Here is a 16,355-nt window from a genome sequence, read left to right as displayed (position 1 = left end):
CTCTCGGCCAGGCGCCTTATCGACAGCGCGCATCTAAAGACAGCCAGCGGTCCCGGATCAAGTCCGGGACGACGATCGGCTCAGCCGAACACGCGGGCGAAGATCGTGTCGACGTGCTTGAAGTGGTAGTCGAGGTTGAACTTGTCCTCGATCACTTCGGCCGGAAGGGCGGCAGCGACTTCGGGGTCAGCCTTGAGCAGTTCGAGCAGCGAGAGCTGGCCGTCCGATTCCCACACCTTCATCGCGTTGCGCTGGACGAGGCGGTAGCTCTCGTCGCGGGTCAGGCCCGCCTGCGTCAGCGCCAGCAGCACGCGCTGCGAGTGGACCAGGCCGCCCATGCGGTCGAGGTTCTTCTGCATGCGCGCAGGATAGATCAGCAGCTTGTCGATCACACCAGTCAGGCGCGCCAGAGCGAAGTCGAGGGTGATCGTCGCGTCGGGGCCGATGAAGCGCTCGACCGAGGAGTGCGAGATGTCGCGCTCGTGCCACAGCGCCACGTTCTCCATGGCGGGGACGACGGCCGAACGCACCACGCGTGCGAGGCCGGTGAGGTTCTCGGTGAGCACGGGGTTGCGCTTGTGCGGCATCGCCGACGAGCCCTTCTGGCCGGGCGAGAAGTATTCCTCGGCCTCCAGGACTTCGGTGCGCTGCAGGTGGCGGACCTCGACGGCAAGGCGCTCGATCGAGCTGGCGATGACGCCCAGCACGGCGAAGAACATCGCGTGACGGTCGCGCGGGATGACCTGCGTGGAGACCGGCTCGATCCCGAGGCCCAGCTGGTCGGCGACGTACCGTTCCACGGCCGGGTCGGTATTGGCGAAAGTGCCGACCGCGCCCGAGATCGCGCAGGTCGCGATTTCCTCACGCGCGAAGACGAGGCGCATGCGGCACCGGGCGAACTCGGCATAGGCTTCGGCGAGCTTGAGGCCGAAGGTGACGGGCTCGGCGTGGATGCCGTGGCTGCGGCCGATGGTGGGGGTGTACTTGTGCTCCTCGGCGCGGCGCTTGATCGCGGCGAGCAGGGCGTCGAGGTCGGCGAGCAGGATGTCGGCGGCCTTGACCAGTTGCACGTTCAGCGTGGTGTCGAGCACGTCGGAACTGGTCATGCCCTGGTGCATGAAGCGCGCCTCGGGGCCGACCTGCTGCGCCACCCAGTCGAGGAAGGCGATGACGTCGTGCTTGGTCACGGCTTCGATCGCGTCGATCGCGGCGACGTCGATCTTCGGGCTGGTCGCCCACCAGTCCCACAGCGCCTTGCCGGCGGAGGCGGGGACGGTGCCCATCTCGCCCATCTTGACGGCAGCATGGGCCTCGATCTCGAACCAGATGCGATAGCGGGCTTCGGGTTCCCAGATCGCGGTCATCGCGGGGCGGGCGTAGCGGGGGACCATGTTCGACTCCTTGCAGCTGACGCGGGTAGCGGCCAATTCGTGCCGGTGCCGCTAGGCGGCGCGGGCGCGAAAGGCAAGGCGCTTGCGCGGCGATCTACCGGCTTCCGATGCCGGGCCAGGCGAAGTCGATCCGGACGTCGCCGGTGCGGGCACCGTCGGCATCGAAGCTGCGCTCGGCGATCGCGCCCCGGCCTGCGCGGTCGATCATGATCACCGTGCTGCACCGCGTACCGTAAGTCGCATCGCGGATGAAAACCGGCGCGAAGCGCGGTTCGGGGCCGAGTTCGGGGCGTGCGGGCGCCGGTGCGGGTGTCTCGTCGCGCAGCGCGTCGAGGAGCGGCGCGGGATCGGACGATCCATTTTCCAGCCACCGTTCGATCGCTTCCCCCACCTGCAGCGTCTTGGGCCAGGGCACGTCGAAACCGCCGTTCGACAGCCCATGGATTCCCGGAGACAGCGGCCGCGCCTCGACCTGCGGGTGATTGGTGAGGAACGAGGCCTCGCCCGTATCGGCCAGGATCAGGTTGAACGGATTCATCTGCGCCATCGCGTCGGTCAGCGTGTCCGGGAGCGCGCCCTCCAGCAGATCCGTTACCAGCTTCCCGCGCGAGGGACGGCCGGGCTGCGAGCCTTCCGGCACGCGGTAGTTCGTGACGAGGGCGAAGCGGCCTTCTTCGGTGACGCCCAACCAGGTGCCGCCGCCGGTGAGGTCGGTCCCGGCGATGATGCCGTCCGGCCTGTGCGCGAGCGGCGCGGCGGGACGGGCATGGAACTCGTCGCGGTTGCCCGCCACGACGAGGAGCCAGTTGGGATGGGCATCCCAGGCGACGGCCGCGACGCACATGGTGTCAGATCAGTCCCTTGGCACGCAGTGACATGTGGCCCTCGCGTCCGATCACCACGTGGTCGTGGACGGAGACGCCGAGCAGGCGACCGGCCTCGGCGATGCGGTTGGTGATGTCGATGTCCGCCCGGCTCGGCTGCGGCGAGCCCGAAGGGTGATTGTGGACGAGGATCAGCGCCGTGGCGCCAAGGTCGAGCGCGCGGCGGATCACCTCGCGCGGGTGGATCGCGGCCTCGTCGATCGAGCCTTCGCCGACGAGGTCGTCGAGGATCAGCATGTTGCGGGCATTGAGGTAGAGGACGCGGACGCGCTCGACCGTCAGGTGCGCCATATCGATCGTCAGGTAGTCGATGAGCGCGTGCCACGAGGACAGCACCGGTGCCTCGCGCACTTTCTGGCGGGCCATGCGGGTGGCGGCGACGGTGACCACGCGCAGCGCCGCGGCGGTGGCCTCGCCCATGCCGGGGTGGGCGGCGAGGGCGCGCGGCTCGGCCTGCAGCACCCCTGCGAGCGAGCCGAAGCGATGGATCAGGCTGCGCGCGAGCGGCTTCATGTCGCGGCGCGGAACGGCCTGCATCAGCAGGAGTTCAATGACCTCATGATCCGCCAGAGCCTCCGCCCCGCCATCGAGCAACCGCTTGCGCAACCGTGCGCGGTGGCCGCTCGAATCATTGGCAAAATCGCCGCGCGCCTCCCTGAGGGGGAGGGGGCGTTCATCGAAGAGGGGAGGTTGTCCGTCCATGCTGCGTACAAACAATTGCCTTTCCCGTCCGCCCGGCGCAAGTGAACGATCGGATGTCGCAAGAGATCGACCAGACCCCGGACACCGACGAGGCCGCTACCGGGGGCCTTTCTTCGCGTGGGCGCTTTCGGAGCGGCCACAGTTGGCGCAGGCGCTGGGGCGCTCCCGTGCTTGTGGTGGGCGGCCTGCTGGCGGCGGCGCTGGGTGCTGCCTGGCTATCGCGCGAGGAGATCGCGGCGAACCTCATCGAGCGCGAACTCGATTCGCTGGGCCTCGATGCCCGCTACGAGATCGTGCGGATCGGACCCTCGGAGCAGGTGATTCGGAACCTCGTCATCGGCGATCCGGCGCGGCCGGACCTGACGGTGCAGGAACTGCGGGTGGCGACGCGCCTTTCCTGGGGACTTCCCGGTATCGGCCGGATCACCGTGGTGAAGCCGCGCCTCTACGGTTCGTGGCGCGGCGGCAAGGCCAGCTTCGGCAGTCTCGACAAGGCGCTGTTCAGCGGCAAGGGCGGGCCGTTCGAGATGCCCGACCTCGACCTTGCGGTTGTCGACGGGCGCGCCCTGATCGACAGCGACCACGGCCGCATCGGCGTCAAGCTGGCGGGTGAAGGCGAATTGCGCGGCGGGTTCTCCGGCGAACTGGCGGCCTTGTCGCCCGCGCTCACCGGCGGCGGCTGCTCGACCGGGCGCGCGACGATTTACGGCAAGTTGACGACTTCGGCCGCGAAGCCGCGATTCGAGGGGCCGGTGCGGCTGGACAGCCTGTCGTGCCCATCGCAGGATCTGCGACTGGCCAAGGCCGGTGTGCAACTGGACGTGACGCTCGACGAAGCGCTCGACGGGGCTTCGGGCAAGCTCGGCCTTTCCGCCGGAGCCGCGCGCTTCGGGGTTCAAAAGCTGGCTGGAGCGAGCGGCTCGGGGCGGTTCACCTATCGCGGCAACGCCTTGAGCGCGACGTACCGGGTTACCGGGCGCGGACTCGACACGCCGCAGGCGCGGATGCGCGAAGTCACCCTCGAAGGGCGCGCGCGCTCCACCGGCGGCATCGCGCGATTCGATGTGGACGCGGACCTCACCGGCAGGGAACTGGCGCTTGGCAATACCGTGGACCGCGCACTGCTCTCAGCGCAGCAGGCGGCCGCCGGAACCCTCGGCGCGCCGATCACGGCGCAAGTGCGGCAGGCGCTCGGCCGCGAGATGCGTGGCAGTACGATCAATGCGGGCCTCCTCGTGCGCAATTCGCGCGAGGGCCTCAGCGTCGTCGTCACGCGCGGGTCGCTGAAGGGCGGCAGCGGCGAGTCGGTGCTGTCGCTTTCGCGCGTGCAGGCGATGTTCGGCCGCAAGGGCGGCGTGCCGAGGGTGAACGGCAACTTCACGACCGGCGGGCGAGGGCTGCCGCAGGCGTGGGGGCGGATGGAGAGCGGCGACGACGGCCACCTCGCCATGCGCGCGACGATGACGGATTACCGCGCCGGATCGGCGATGGTCGGCGTGCCGAGGCTGTCGCTGGAGCAGGCGCCAGACGGCGCGCTCTCCTTCAACGGGCAGGTCGTCCTCAGCGGCGATCTTCCGGGCGGCAACACGCGCAACCTGCAGCTTCCGGTCGATGGCCGATGGGGCGCGGACGGCAGGCTCGCCGTGTGGCGCCGCTGCACCGACGTCGCGTTCGATGCCCTGAGCTTCTCCAACCTGACCATCGACAAGCGCAAGCTCACCCTGTGCCCGGCGCGCGGCGGGGCGATCGTGGAAGGGCGCCCCGACAACCTGCTGCTCGCGGCAGGCATGACCGCGCTCGACTTGTCCGGGCACCTTGGCGAGACGCCGATCCGGATCGCCAGCGGGCCGCTCGGCTTCGCGATGGGCGGGGGCAGGCCCGGTGTCCTCAAGGCCAGCGCCATCAACGTGGCGCTTGGCCCGGCGGACACCGCATCGCACTTCCTCGTCAGCCATCTCGACGGGCAGATCGGCAAGGACATCGCGGGCACCTTCGATCAGGCCGACATCAGCCTTGCCGCCGTACCGCTGGACATGCGGCAGGCTGCGGGCCGCTGGCGCTATGCCAGCGGCGTGGCCTCGATCGAGGGCGCACAGTTCACGCTGGTGGACCGCCAACAGGTGGCACGCTTCCAGCCGATGGTGGCGCGCGACGCGACGCTGCAACTGGCCGACAACCGCATCACCGCGCAGGCCCTGCTCCGCGAGCCGAGCAGCGACCGGGCGGTCGTCCGCGCCGACATCGTCCACGATCTGTCGAGGGCCGACGGTCATGCGAATCTCGCCGTCGAGGGGATTGTCTTCGACGACAAGCTGCAGCCCGACGCGCTCTCGCGGCTGGTGCTGGGCGTAGTGTCCGACCTCAAGGGCGTCGTGCGCGGCACCGGGCGGATCGACTGGAACCCGAAGAGCGTGACCAGCCGTGGCCGCTTCTCCACTGACGGCGTCGATTTCGCAGCCGCTTTCGGTCCGCTACGGGGGCTGTCGGGCGAGGTGGTGTTCACCGACCTCCTCGGCATGGTTACCGCGCCGAATCAGAACGTACGCATCGCCTCCATGAACCCGGGCATCGAGGTGACCGACGGCACGCTCTCCTACGAGATACGCCCCGGCTACAACCTCATCGTCCACGGCGGAAAGTGGCCGTTCATGGACGGTACGCTGACCCTCGACCCGGCGAAGATGCAGATCGGGGCGGCGGAAACACGCTACTACACGCTGCGCGTCACGGGCCTCGACGCGGCGGACTTCGTGCAGCATCTCGAACTCACCAACATCAACGCCAGCGGCATATTCGACGGCGAGCTTCCGCTCATCTTCGACGAAAACGGCGGCCGGATCGAAAACGGCTTCCTTCGCTCGCGCGATCCCGGCGGCAACGTCTCCTACGTCGGCGCGCTGACGTACAAGGACTTGTCGGCCATGGGCAATTACGCCTTCGACGCGCTCAAGTCGGTGAACTACAAGAAGATGGAGATCGGGCTGGGCGGTTCGCTCTCGGGCGATATCGTCACGAAGATCAGCTTCGACGGGCTCAGCCAGGGGCAGGGCGCCAGCAAGAACTTCATCACCAAGCAGATCGCGAAGCTGCCGCTCCGCTTCATCGTCAACATCAAGGCGCCGTTCTTCAGCCTGTTCGGCTCGATGCGTTCGCTCTACGATCCGACGTACGTGACGGACCCGAGGGTGCTCGGCCTGCTCAATACGGACGGGACGCGCTCGACCACCGCGCCCGATGCGACGCTCAATCTGGCGCCCCCCAAACCGACTTCGGCTCCATCCGGCGCTATTCAGCCTCCAGTCAGCGAGAAAAAGCCATGATGCCCTCGGAATTGACCGGAAGCCCTCCGGCTGCGACAAGCCCGGTGATGATCGACGGGTATTCGACAGAGCAGCAGGTGGGCACACGGTCCGGCAGGCGCGCCGTTCGCGCCGCAATGATGGCCGCGACGGTGATGGCGGTCGCTTTCGGTCTCGGAGGCTGCATTCAGGTTGCAGCCCCCGACAAGCCGATCGTGATCGAACTCAACATCAACATCCGGCAGGAAGTCGTCTACCGCCTAGCCGCCGACGCGGCCAAGACGGTGGACGAGAACAAGGGCATTTTCTGATGACGAGCATTCGTTTCATTGCCGCCGCAGCTGTAACGGTTCTCGCCGTCGCCGGTGCGTCCACGGCTTATGCGCAGCGCTCGCCGGAATACGTCGCTGCGCGCGCGGCCGGGCAGGTCGGCGAGCAGCGCGACGGCTATCTCGGCGTGATCAGCGGCGGCGGGGACATCTCCGCCATGGTCCGCGACATCAACAACAAGCGCCGCTCGGTCTACACCACCGCCGCCCAGGGCAAGAGCACCATCGAGGAATACGCCTTCACCACCGGCTGCAAGCTGATCCGCGACACCAAGCCCGGCGAGAAGTACCAGGGCCTCGACGGTTCGTGGAAGACGCGCGGCGCCGGTGCGCCGGAATTGGACCCGCGCTGCCCGTGACATTGATATCCATGAGGCGGTGAAAACGGGGCGCGGCCAAAAGTACTAGGTCACAGGCGTTCAACACTTTCGTCACCGCACTGACGAATCAAGAAAAGGCCGGAGGCGGGCACGCTTTTCCGGCCTTTTTCGCGTCCATTCCGGCTGCATCGCCATTGCGGTATTGGGTGGATCGCCGCAGTTCTACTTCATCCGTGTCGCATCTTCGCCCCGTGTCCTGTCAACAACAGGCGCTGAGGAGCCGCCGCCCCGGTTGACTCGGGATAAGCCCCACCCTAAGGGGCCGGTGCTCTTGGCGGGCAGCCGTCGTTTGTGTCTAACGTTCCTGTCATCGTGAGGAGGACGTGACATGACCGACGAGCAACCTGCACGAGACCCTGTTGGCGAGGATGCGCGCATCGATTCGCTCGACGAAAGGCTGAAGGCCCTTCGCGAGCGGGAAGAGGAACGCAACCGACCGAAGGCCGGCGCGGAAACCGATGCGAGCTATCGCATGGGCAACCGGGTGCTTTCGGAATTGCTGGGAGGTGTCGCGGGCGGTCTGTTCCTGGGATGGCTCATCGGCCATTTCAGCGGATATATGGCCTTGAGTCTGATGGTGATGCTGTTCGTGGGAATTGGTATTGCCTTCAGGAACATACTAAGGATTACGAACCAGCGTCCTGACTGACCCGCGAATTGGGGAGTGGGGCGCTGTAGTTCAATAGGCGACAGGGGTAATCGCGTGGCAGCCGAAGCGAAGCTCGATCCGATGCACCAGTTCCAGCTTGAAAAGCTGGCGGGCGCGGACTGGAACATTGCCGGTTACAATATCGCCTTCACCAACAGTGCGCTGTGGATGGCCATCGCCACCCTCGCGCTGATCGTGTTCGTTGCGGGCGGCATGAAGCGTCAACTGGTGCCCGGTCGCTGGCAGATGGCGGTGGAAACCTTCACCGGTTTCATCGACGGCATGCTCGCCGCGAACGTCGGCAAGAACGGTAAGAAGTACGTTCCGTACATCTTCTCGCTGTTCATGTTCATCCTTTTCGCGAACTTCCTCGGCCTGATGCCGCTGGGCGTGCTGGGCGTTCACGCCTTCACCTTCACCAGCCACTTCTCGGCCACGGGCGTTCTTGCGGTGCTGTCGTTCTCGATTGTGCTGATCGTCGGCTTCGCCAAGCACAAGCTGCACTTCTTCTCGCTTTTCGTGCCGCACGGTACGCCGGCGCTGATGATCCCGATCATCTTCGTGGTCGAGCTGATCTCGTTCCTGGTGCGCCCGTTCAGCCTCGGCCTGCGACTGTTCGTCGCGATGATGGCCGGACACGTGCTGCTCGAAGTGCTCTCCAGCTTCGTGATCTCGGGCGGCAACAACGGCCCGATCATGTTCGCGATCGCCGGCATTCCCAGCTTCGTGCTGATGGTCGGCATCTGCGCGCTGGAACTGCTGGTCGCCGGCATCCAGGCTTACGTCTTCGCTCTTCTCACCTGCGTCTATCTCAACGACGCCGAGAACCTTCACTGATCATCTTTTTTCGCCTCACTTGCGGGCACACCAAAGGGAGTTTTTGATATGGACGCAGAAGCTGCAAAGCTGCTCGGAGCCGGTTTCGCTGCAATCGGCGCCGGCCTCGCCTCGATCGGCGTGGGCAACGTTTTCGCCAAGTTCCTCGAAGGCGCGCTGCGCAACCCGGGCGCCGCTGACGCCCAGCAGGGTCGCCTGTTCATCGGCTTCGCCGGTGCAGAGCTTCTCGGCCTGCTTTCGTTCGTCATTGCCGCGCTGCTGATCTTCGCCTGATCGCTCGCGTTTGACCGGATTTCCGGCCGCCCTGACCCTTTGGTGAGGCGGCCGGGATTTCCGGCAAGATTTTTTCCGGCTTCCTTCGAGACAGGGCTGAACCCATGCCTCAGATCGCTCAGCTAGGCGAGTTCTACTCCAGCCAGATCTTCTGGCTGTTGATCTTCTTCGGTATCACCTTCTTCGTCGTTGGACGGGGCATGGTGCCGAAGGTGATGGACACCGTCGCCAGCCGTGACAACCAGATCGCCGCCGACCTCAAGGCAGCCGAAGCCGCTCGTGCCCAGGCCGATGCCGAAGAGGCCTCCTGGCGCACCCGCGAGAACGCCAACCGCGCTTCGGCGCAGGGCACCATCGCCGACGCCCGCGCCAAGGCCGCAGCCGCTGCCGAGCAGCGCCTCGCCGTTGCCCAGGCATCGATCGACGCCACCCTAGCCGGTGCGGAAACCCGCATCGCCGAGGCGCGCCGTGCCGCTGCCGACGATATCGAGACCGTGGCCGCCGAGGCGACCCGCGACATCGTCAGCCGCATCGCCGGCCTGTCGCTGGGCGACGACGTCGTGCGCGGCGCCGTGAAGGAGAACCTGGTCCATGGCTGACGCCAACGCCGCCGTCGAGCACGGCCTCGACCATGAAGCCGCCGAAGTGACGGGTGCCGAAGGTACGCACGCTTCGACCGAGCATCACGCCGAACCGCTGTTCCTCGGCTTCGCGCCGCCGGTCGCGGTCGTCAGCAGCTCGATGATCGTGCTGCTCGCGATCCTGGCCTGGAAAGGCGTGCCGAAGATGATCGGCAAGGGTCTCGACGGCAAGATCGCCGAGATCAAGGCCCAACTCGCCGAAGCCAAGTCGCTGCGCGCCGAAGCGGAAGTCCTTCGTTCGGAATACGCGAGCAAGATCGCGAACGCCGAGAAGGACGCCGCCGCGATGCTCGACCATGCCCGTCACGAAGCCGAGGCGATCGTCGCCAAGGCCGAGGCGGACACCACCGAGACCATCGCCCGCCGCGAGAAGATGGCGCAGGACAAGATTACCGCAGCCGAGTTCGCTGCCGTGACCCAGCTGCGCAATCAGGCTGCCGCTGCCGCCGCCGCTGCCGCGAAGGGCCTGATCGCCGCGAACCATTCCGCCGCCGCCGACAAGGCGCTGGTGGACCAGGCGATCGCCGGGATCTGATTTTCCGCACCTTTGCGGGTGGGATCAAGAAGCCTCCGTCCTTGGGCGGAGGCTTTTTTTGTGCGCGCCTGCATTACAACAAGGTGTCACTATGTGCATTCGCGGTCCGCTCATGGCCTGAGCGGCTGCCGACAGTATCGTGGCCGTACCTTTGTAGGAAAGACGCAGGTTTTCGGGAACACCCTCATGTCTGTTCGGACTGCATCTCCAAGAAACCGGAAACCGCCGCCCACGCGCGGCTGAACTCGGAGGATCGTAGTCGGTCGCAGTCATGACCGCAGGCGAGCGATACCACGCGCGCGCTCGGGGGCAGGTGGCGTCGGAAGTCGGACGGGTCGGCGCCATAGTCGTCGGCATCGCCCTGGACGATCAGCAGCGGCTTGGTGACGGCAGGCAGGTGCGCCGTCCGGTAGGCTTGTGGCTGGCGCTCCGGATGCCGGAACGGGTACGCGAAGCAGACGATGCGGGCGATTGCGCGATGATCGGCGACACTGGTGGCCGAGATGCCGCCTGCAGAATGTGTCACGATGCAGGCGGCATGATCACCCATCGCATCCAGCATTCGTCGCAATTGCCGCGCGTCGTTGGCAGACCGGCCGGGGAGGAATGTGTAGAGGTGGTCGTAGCGGTGCTGATCCAGCACCACCAGCACGAGCCGCAGCAGCATGCGTAGCATGCGGCGCGGCGCGGTGTCGCGGTCCCGCCAGCACAGTCGGGGCCATCTGGCGACGATGCGCGCACCGATGTCCTCGTAAGACCGGGTATAGTCGGATACGAACCAGTGCACCTTGAACCCTTGTGCTTCCAGCATCAGCAGGATGCGTTGGATATCGCCCGAATCGCGGGTCTTGTCGGTGCGGCCCACGACGATGATCGTGCGGGCAGGCGGGGTGATGTGATGCATGCGCCCTCTGCGCGCGGACGGCCTGATGTCGCGGACGGTAGGTCGAGTTCAATCGTGCGGCGGGTTCTCGACCAGTTCTTCCTTCGCGCTTTCGCCCATGCCGTGCTTCAGCACCATCGGCAGCTGCGAGAACGTGAACAGGAACGAAAGCACCGTGAAGCCCCAGAGCTTGGCCTGCAGCCACGTGTCGAAGCTGACGGTATAGACCAGCACCGTGTTCAGCACCGCCAGCACCAGGAAGAACCACGCCCAGTTGCGCGACAGGATCATCCAGCCGGCGTCGTCCAGCCCCTCGAAGGCGGCCTGCAGCAGGTACTTGAGCATCGCCTTGCCGCGCCACAGCCCGAAGAACAGCACGGCCGAGAACATCAGGTAGACGGCGGTGGGCTTGAGCTGGATGAAGATCGCATTGCGGAACACCACCGTCAGCGCGCCGAAGCCGAGGATCAGCACCGTCGTCAGCCACAGCATCGGCGAGACATGGCCGAGCCGCCACTTCGACACGACCAGCGCCGCCACGGTCGCGACCATGAAGGCGATCGTGCCCTTGATGACGGCGGTGACGGTGGCGATCGAATTGCCGTCGCCCTCGGGCGAGAAGTGCCGGTAGGCGAGGAAGAACACCAGCAGCGGCCCGAAATCGACGACGAGGTTCAGCCAGCTGGATTTGGGCTTCTTGGCAGCATCGGCGCTCATCACGCGATCCCCGCGATGACCCGCGCGAGCAGGTCGGGGTTGAAGGGGCGCAAGTCGTCGATCTTTTCGCCGACGCCGATGGCATGGATCGGCAACCCGTACTGCTCCGCCGCCGCGACGAGGACACCGCCGCGCGCGGTGCCGTCGAGCTTGGTCATGATGAGCCCGGAAACGCCAGCCACTTCCTTGAATATCTCGATCTGCGAGAGCGCGTTCTGGCCGTTGGTGGCGTCCAGCACCAGCACCACGTCATGCGGCGCGGCGGGGTTCAGGCGGCCGAGGACGCGGCGGATCTTGGCCAGTTCGTCCATCAGTTCGCGCTTGTTCTGGAGGCGCCCGGCGGTGTCGACGATCAGCGCGTCGATGCCCTGCTCGGTCGCGGCCTTGAGGCCGTCGAACACGATCGAGGCGGGGTCGCCGCCCTCGGGACCGGTTACGATCGGGATCGAGAGGCGCTCCGCCCAGACCTTGAGCTGGCCGATCGCGGCGGCGCGGAAGGTGTCTCCGGCTGCCAGCATGACCGAATAGTCCTGCTCCTGGAACAGGTGCGCCAGCTTGGCGATCGTGGTGGTCTTGCCCGAGCCGTTGACGCCGATCACGAGGATCACCTGCGGGCGCGGGAAGGCGACGATGTCGAGCGGCTTGGCGACCGGGCGCAGGATTTCGGCGATCTCGCGCGCGACGACTTCCATGATGGCGCGTTCATCCGCGTCGCGCTCGAAGCGCTCCTCGGCCAGCCGGTCACGGATGCGGGCGGCGGCGCGGGGGCCGAGGTCGGACATGATGAGCGCGTCTTCCAGCGCATCGAGCTGCGCCGAGGTCAGACGGGTGCCGCCGCCAAGGCCCGCGAGGTTGCCCGCGAGGCGCTGCGAGGTCTGGCGAAAGCCTCCGAAGAGACGGTCGGACCAGTCGCTTGATGCCCCCTCGTTTTGCTGGGGGTCAGGGGTACTCATGCTTCCAGCATTCCTTCGACAATTCGGGTCGGGGTCACTTCCACCAGCGCGCCGGGCGGCGTGCCGGGGGGAACCCGGACGGGCGCGAAGTCGGCCGCGTGGCCGCTCCCGCCCCTTTCGGCGAGCACCCATAGCGGCAAGCCCAGATGCGCGGCAAGCCACGATGCGCGGGTTTCCGCGACCTTTGCGCGCAACTGCGCGGCGCGGGCGCGGATCGTCGCGTGCTCCACCTGCGGCATGCGCGCGGCGGGGGTGCCGGGGCGCTGCGAGTAGGGGAAAACGTGGCCGTGGACGACACCCAGCGCCTCGATGATCGACAGGTTGGCGGCGTGCGCCTCGTCGTCCTCGGTGGGGAAACCGGCGATGAGATCGGCACCGATGGCGATCTCCGGGCGGCGAGCGCGCAGGGCTGCAACGAGGTTCACCGCGTCGGCGCGCGAGTGGCGGCGCTTCATGCGCTTGAGGATCAGGTCGTGGCCGTGCTGCAGCGAGAGGTGCACATGGGGCATGACCCGCGCCTCGGAGGCGAGGAGGTCGAACAGCAGGTCGTCCACTTCGGCGCCGTCGATCGAGGAGAGGCGCAAGCGCGGCAGGCCGGGGAAGCGGGTAAGGATCGCTTCTGCCAGCGTACCGAGGCGCGGCTCTCCGGGCAGGTCGTCGCCCCATGAGGTGAGATCGACGCCGGTGAGGATCACTTCCTGTACGCCTGCGTCGAGGTGGCGGGCCACGTCGTCCAGCACTTGCGTGACGGTGCGCGAGCGGCTCGGGCCTCGGCCTTGCGGGATGACGCAGAAGGTGCAGGCGTGGTCGCAGCCGTTCTGTACCTGCACGAAGGCGCGGGTGTGGGCGCGGGTTTCCGGCGCTCGCGTGGCGAGCGGCACGTTCCAGGCGCGCGGGTCGAGCTTGGCGGTGTTGGCGATGAGGCCGTCCACCTCGGGCATCGCCGCTAGCGCCTCGCGCTCGACTTCGGCCGCGCAGCCGGTGACGAGGAGGCGCGCGTCGGGACGGGCCTTGCGGGCGCGACGGATGGCCTGGCGGGTCTGGCGCACGGCTTCCGCCGTGACCGCGCAGGAGTTGATGACGACGAGGTCGTCCGCCTCACCCAGCATCCCGCGCAGGGTCTCGCTCTCGGCGAGGTTCAGGCGGCAGCCGAGCGAATGGACCTCGACGGTCAAATGGCGATCCTGATGTGCGCTCCGAAATCGGCGGCGTCGAACGAACCGCGGAAGGCTTCGGTCGCGGGGCCGGTCATGACGATCTCGTTGTCCTCGCGCCACTCGATCACCAGCGGGCCGCCGGGCAGCGTCACGGTGACGCGGCGGTCGACGAGGCCGCGCTTCATCGCGCCGATCGCGGTGGCGCAGGCGCCGGTGCCGCAGGCGCGCGTGAGGCCCGCGCCGCGCTCCCACACGCGCAGGGTGATCGCGTCTCGCGCGGTGATGCCAGCTACGTTGACGTTGATGCGCTCGGGGAACAGCGGGTCGGTCTCGATCATCGGGCCGATGCGGGCCATGTCGATCGCGTAGGGATCGGCGACGAAAAAGATGACGTGCGGGTTGCCGACGTTGACCGCGATCGGGTTCACCAGTTCCTCCCACGCGACGGGCATGGCGTGAGTGTCCATGGCGTAGGCGAGGGGGATCGCGTTCCAGTCGAAGCGCGGCTTGCCCATCTGGACGCTGATGCCGCCATCGGTGGGCGTGGAGATGACGAGCCCGCCGAGCGTCTCGATCCGGGCGGGTTCACCGTGCAGCAGGCCGACCGCGCGCGTGGCGTTGCCGCAAGCCTCGACCTCGCTGCCGTCGGCGTTGAAGATGCGCATGCGGAAATCGGCGTCCATCGAGGGTTCGAGGACGATGAGCTGGTCGCAGCCGATCCCGGTGTGGCGGTCCGCCAGCGCCGAGGCGAAGGCGGCGTCCACCGGGGGCAGCGCGTGCACGCGGCCGTCGAGCACGATGAAGTCGTTGCCCAGGCCGTGCATCTTGGTGAAGTCGATCCGCATGCGCGCGATTTAGGTGGTGCGGGGGGGAAGGTCAATTTCCCCTGCCGTTTTCGTCGTCCCGGACTTGATCCGGGACCGGTGGCTGTCTTTAGGCGGATGCGGTCGGCGAGACGCCTTGCCGAGAGCAAGGTCGCTCAAGGCAAGCGGTCCCGGATCAGGTCCGGGACGACGTCAGGCGCGCTTCACTTCCGGTGTATCATCCGGGGCGACTTCGGTCTTGGGTTCCTCACCCAGCCATTCGCCGAGTTCGGCCGCGGGGCGGGGGCGGCCGTACAGATAGCCCTGGCCGGTGATCCCGCCGTACTGGCGCAAGTGGTCGAGCACGGCCTGCGTCTCGATCCCCTCGGCCGTTACCGGCATGTGCAGCCCTTCGCCCAGCGTCGCCACGGCGCGGACGATGGCGGCGCTGTCCTCGTCGTCGAGCATGCTGGAGACGAAGCTGCGGTCGATCTTGATGCGGTCGAACGGCAGCTGCTTGAGCTGCCCGATCGAGCTGTAGCCGGTGCCGAAATCGTCGAGGCTGATGCGGATGCCCTGGTTCTTGAGGCTGGTCACCAGCGTGCGTACCTGGCCCAGGTTCTGGTGGAGGCAGCTTTCGGTGATCTCGATCTCCAGCCGCTGCGGCGGGAAGTTGGCCTCCACCAGCATGCGCAGGAGTTTCTGGGCGAACCACGGGTCGCGCAGCTGGATGGGCGAGATGTTGACCGCCAGCGTCAGCTTCGGGTCCCACAGTTTCGCGTCTTCCAGCGCCTGTGCGATCACGCTGCGCGAGAGTTCGGTGATCGCGCCGATCTCTTCGGCGACGGGGATGAAGATGTCAGGCGCGACGATGCCGAACTGCGGCGAATCCCAACGTGCCAGCATCTCGAATCCGGTGAGTTCGCCGGTCTCCAGATCCACCTGCTGTTCGTAGAACGGTACGAATTCGCCGCGCGGAATGCCTTGGCGGATGCCTGCCTCTAGGTCGGCGCGGAAACGCATCTCGTGCGCCATCTGCGGCTCGAACCACGAGAACTGGTTCCGGCCCTGTCGCTTGGCGTGGTACATCGCGACGTCGGCCATCTCCAGCAGCGCGGGCGAGGACGTGGTGCGTGATTCGGCGCGGGCGAGGCCGATCGAGGCGGTGACGTCGATCGTCGCGTTGCTGATGCGCGAGCCCTCGGCGATGGCCTGGACCAGCGCGGCGGCGATGCTGTCGACGGTTTCGCTGTGACGGGGCTCGAACGGAACGGCTACGGCGAATTCGTCGCCGCCGATGCGGCCGACGATGGTGCCTTCTGGAAGCGCGGCGGTGATGCGGCGGGCGCATTCCACCAGCAGGCGGTCGCCGGTGGCGTGGCCGTTGTAGTCGTTGACCTGTTTGAAGTTGTCGAGATCGATCATCAGCACTGCCACGGCCCGCCCGGCCGTCGCGCTGCGATCGATCAGCGCGTCGACGCTCAGGTTGAAGCTGCGGCGGTTGTGGAAGCCGGTGAGCGAATCGGTTTCGGCTAGACGCCGCGCTTCACGCTCGGCGGCGCGGCGCAGCATGATCTCGTCGCACAGTTCGCGGTAGCGGCTCCAGCCGAAGATGATGATCGCGATGTTGAGCAGGAAGGCGTTGAGCAGGAAATGGTCCGGCCCCGGCCCCTGTCCGGCGAGCGAATTGACGACCGCCGGGCCGATTTCGCTGCCGGTGGCGACGAAAAGAATGATCGCCGCGGTAACGATGCCGAAAGCGACGATGTCGACCTCGCTGCCTTCCGTGTCACGCCGGGAGGAAAGGATACTTGCTGCGTGCACGAAATGGCCCCTCCAAGGGCGTGGCTTGTAAGCCGTTGGAGCTACGCAGTTCCTCTGAAATATCAGTTAACGAAAAAGCCCCGGCCTGCATCAGCGGG

17 protein-coding genes are annotated in these 16,355 nt (G+C 66.9%); 8 read left to right on the top strand and 9 right to left on the bottom strand.

Annotated elements, in window-relative coordinates:
* Positions 1–80: 80 nt before the first annotated feature.
* From purB to radC, 3 genes are all read right to left on the bottom strand, one after another.
* Complete coding sequence (gene purB / locus LH128_RS29120) at positions 81–1,391, bottom strand: adenylosuccinate lyase (RefSeq protein ID WP_008833291.1); 1,311 nt, start codon at positions 1,389–1,391, stop codon at positions 81–83.
* Positions 1,392–1,485: 94 nt separating this feature from the next.
* Entirely contained in the window at positions 1,486–2,235 is a 750-nt protein-coding gene (locus LH128_RS29115) for an NRDE family protein (RefSeq protein ID WP_008833290.1), read from the bottom strand.
* A gap of 4 nt (positions 2,236–2,239) precedes the next feature.
* Positions 2,240–2,977 (bottom strand): RadC family protein, encoded by a 738-nt coding sequence (radC, locus tag LH128_RS29110; RefSeq protein ID WP_008833289.1) that lies wholly within the window; start codon positions 2,975–2,977, stop codon positions 2,240–2,242.
* 41 nt (positions 2,978–3,018) lie between these two features.
* Between radC and LH128_RS29105 the strand changes: the two genes are divergently transcribed.
* From LH128_RS29105 to LH128_RS29070, 8 genes are all read left to right on the top strand, one after another.
* The gene (locus LH128_RS29105) at positions 3,019–6,297 is read left to right on the top strand and encodes an intermembrane phospholipid transport protein YdbH family protein (protein WP_327195316.1); all 3,279 of its coding nucleotides are present in this window, start codon (positions 3,019–3,021) and stop codon (positions 6,295–6,297) included.
* A gap of 47 nt (positions 6,298–6,344) precedes the next feature.
* Complete coding sequence (locus LH128_RS29100) at positions 6,345–6,587, top strand: YnbE family lipoprotein (RefSeq protein WP_051211603.1); 243 nt, start codon at positions 6,345–6,347, stop codon at positions 6,585–6,587.
* Positions 6,587–6,964, top strand: a complete 378-nt coding sequence (locus LH128_RS29095) for a YdbL family protein (RefSeq protein WP_008833286.1) — start codon at positions 6,587–6,589, stop codon at positions 6,962–6,964. The genes LH128_RS29100 and LH128_RS29095 overlap by 1 nt, the downstream gene beginning before the upstream one ends.
* Before the next feature lie 349 nt (positions 6,965–7,313).
* Positions 7,314–7,634, top strand: a complete 321-nt coding sequence (locus LH128_RS29090; RefSeq protein WP_008833285.1) for an AtpZ/AtpI family protein — start codon at positions 7,314–7,316, stop codon at positions 7,632–7,634.
* 54 nt (positions 7,635–7,688) lie between these two features.
* Positions 7,689–8,471, top strand: a complete 783-nt coding sequence (locus tag LH128_RS29085) for a F0F1 ATP synthase subunit A (RefSeq protein ID WP_008833284.1) — start codon at positions 7,689–7,691, stop codon at positions 8,469–8,471.
* Between the two features lie 48 nt (positions 8,472–8,519).
* Positions 8,520–8,744, top strand: coding sequence for a F0F1 ATP synthase subunit C (locus tag LH128_RS29080; protein ID WP_008833283.1), 225 nt, complete (start codon positions 8,520–8,522; stop codon positions 8,742–8,744).
* A 104-nt stretch (positions 8,745–8,848) separates the two neighbouring features.
* Entirely contained in the window at positions 8,849–9,343 is a 495-nt protein-coding gene (locus LH128_RS29075; protein WP_008833282.1) for a F0F1 ATP synthase subunit B family protein, read from the top strand.
* Entirely contained in the window at positions 9,336–9,920 is a 585-nt protein-coding gene (locus tag LH128_RS29070; RefSeq protein WP_008833281.1) for a F0F1 ATP synthase subunit B family protein, read from the top strand. Before LH128_RS29075 ends, LH128_RS29070 begins: the two co-directional genes overlap by 8 nt.
* 184 nt (positions 9,921–10,104) lie before the next feature.
* Here LH128_RS29070 and LH128_RS31620 read toward each other — a convergent pair whose 3' ends face one another.
* The 6 genes from LH128_RS31620 to LH128_RS29040 form a co-directional block, all read right to left on the bottom strand.
* Positions 10,105–10,824 carry an alpha/beta family hydrolase gene (locus LH128_RS31620; RefSeq protein WP_008833280.1) on the bottom strand — a complete coding sequence of 240 codons (720 nt, stop codon included), beginning with the start codon at positions 10,822–10,824 and terminating at the stop codon, positions 10,105–10,107.
* 48 nt (positions 10,825–10,872) lie between these two features.
* Positions 10,873–11,520, bottom strand: a complete 648-nt coding sequence (locus LH128_RS29060; RefSeq protein ID WP_008833279.1) for an inner membrane-spanning protein YciB — start codon at positions 11,518–11,520, stop codon at positions 10,873–10,875.
* The gene (ftsY, locus tag LH128_RS29055; protein WP_008833278.1) at positions 11,520–12,473 is read right to left on the bottom strand and encodes a signal recognition particle-docking protein FtsY; all 954 of its coding nucleotides are present in this window, start codon (positions 12,471–12,473) and stop codon (positions 11,520–11,522) included. Before ftsY ends, LH128_RS29060 begins: the two co-directional genes overlap by 1 nt.
* The gene (locus LH128_RS29050; protein WP_008833277.1) at positions 12,470–13,648 is read right to left on the bottom strand and encodes a MiaB/RimO family radical SAM methylthiotransferase; all 1,179 of its coding nucleotides are present in this window, start codon (positions 13,646–13,648) and stop codon (positions 12,470–12,472) included. The genes ftsY and LH128_RS29050 overlap by 4 nt, the downstream gene beginning before the upstream one ends.
* A complete protein-coding gene (gene dapF, locus LH128_RS29045) occupies positions 13,645–14,475 on the bottom strand; it encodes a diaminopimelate epimerase (RefSeq protein WP_008833276.1) in 831 nt (276 codons plus the stop codon). The genes LH128_RS29050 and dapF overlap by 4 nt, the downstream gene beginning before the upstream one ends.
* A gap of 171 nt (positions 14,476–14,646) precedes the next feature.
* Positions 14,647–16,257, bottom strand: coding sequence for a putative bifunctional diguanylate cyclase/phosphodiesterase (locus LH128_RS29040; protein WP_008833275.1), 1,611 nt, complete (start codon positions 16,255–16,257; stop codon positions 14,647–14,649).
* Positions 16,258–16,355: the final 98 nt, after the last annotated feature.

The sequence above is a fragment of the Sphingomonas sp. LH128 genome, from assembly GCF_000293195.2.
Lineage (GTDB): Bacteria > Pseudomonadota > Alphaproteobacteria > Sphingomonadales > Sphingomonadaceae > Novosphingobium > Novosphingobium resinovorum_A.
Note: the sequence above shows the minus strand (reverse complement) of the source record. Positions and strands in the feature narration are given on the sequence as shown.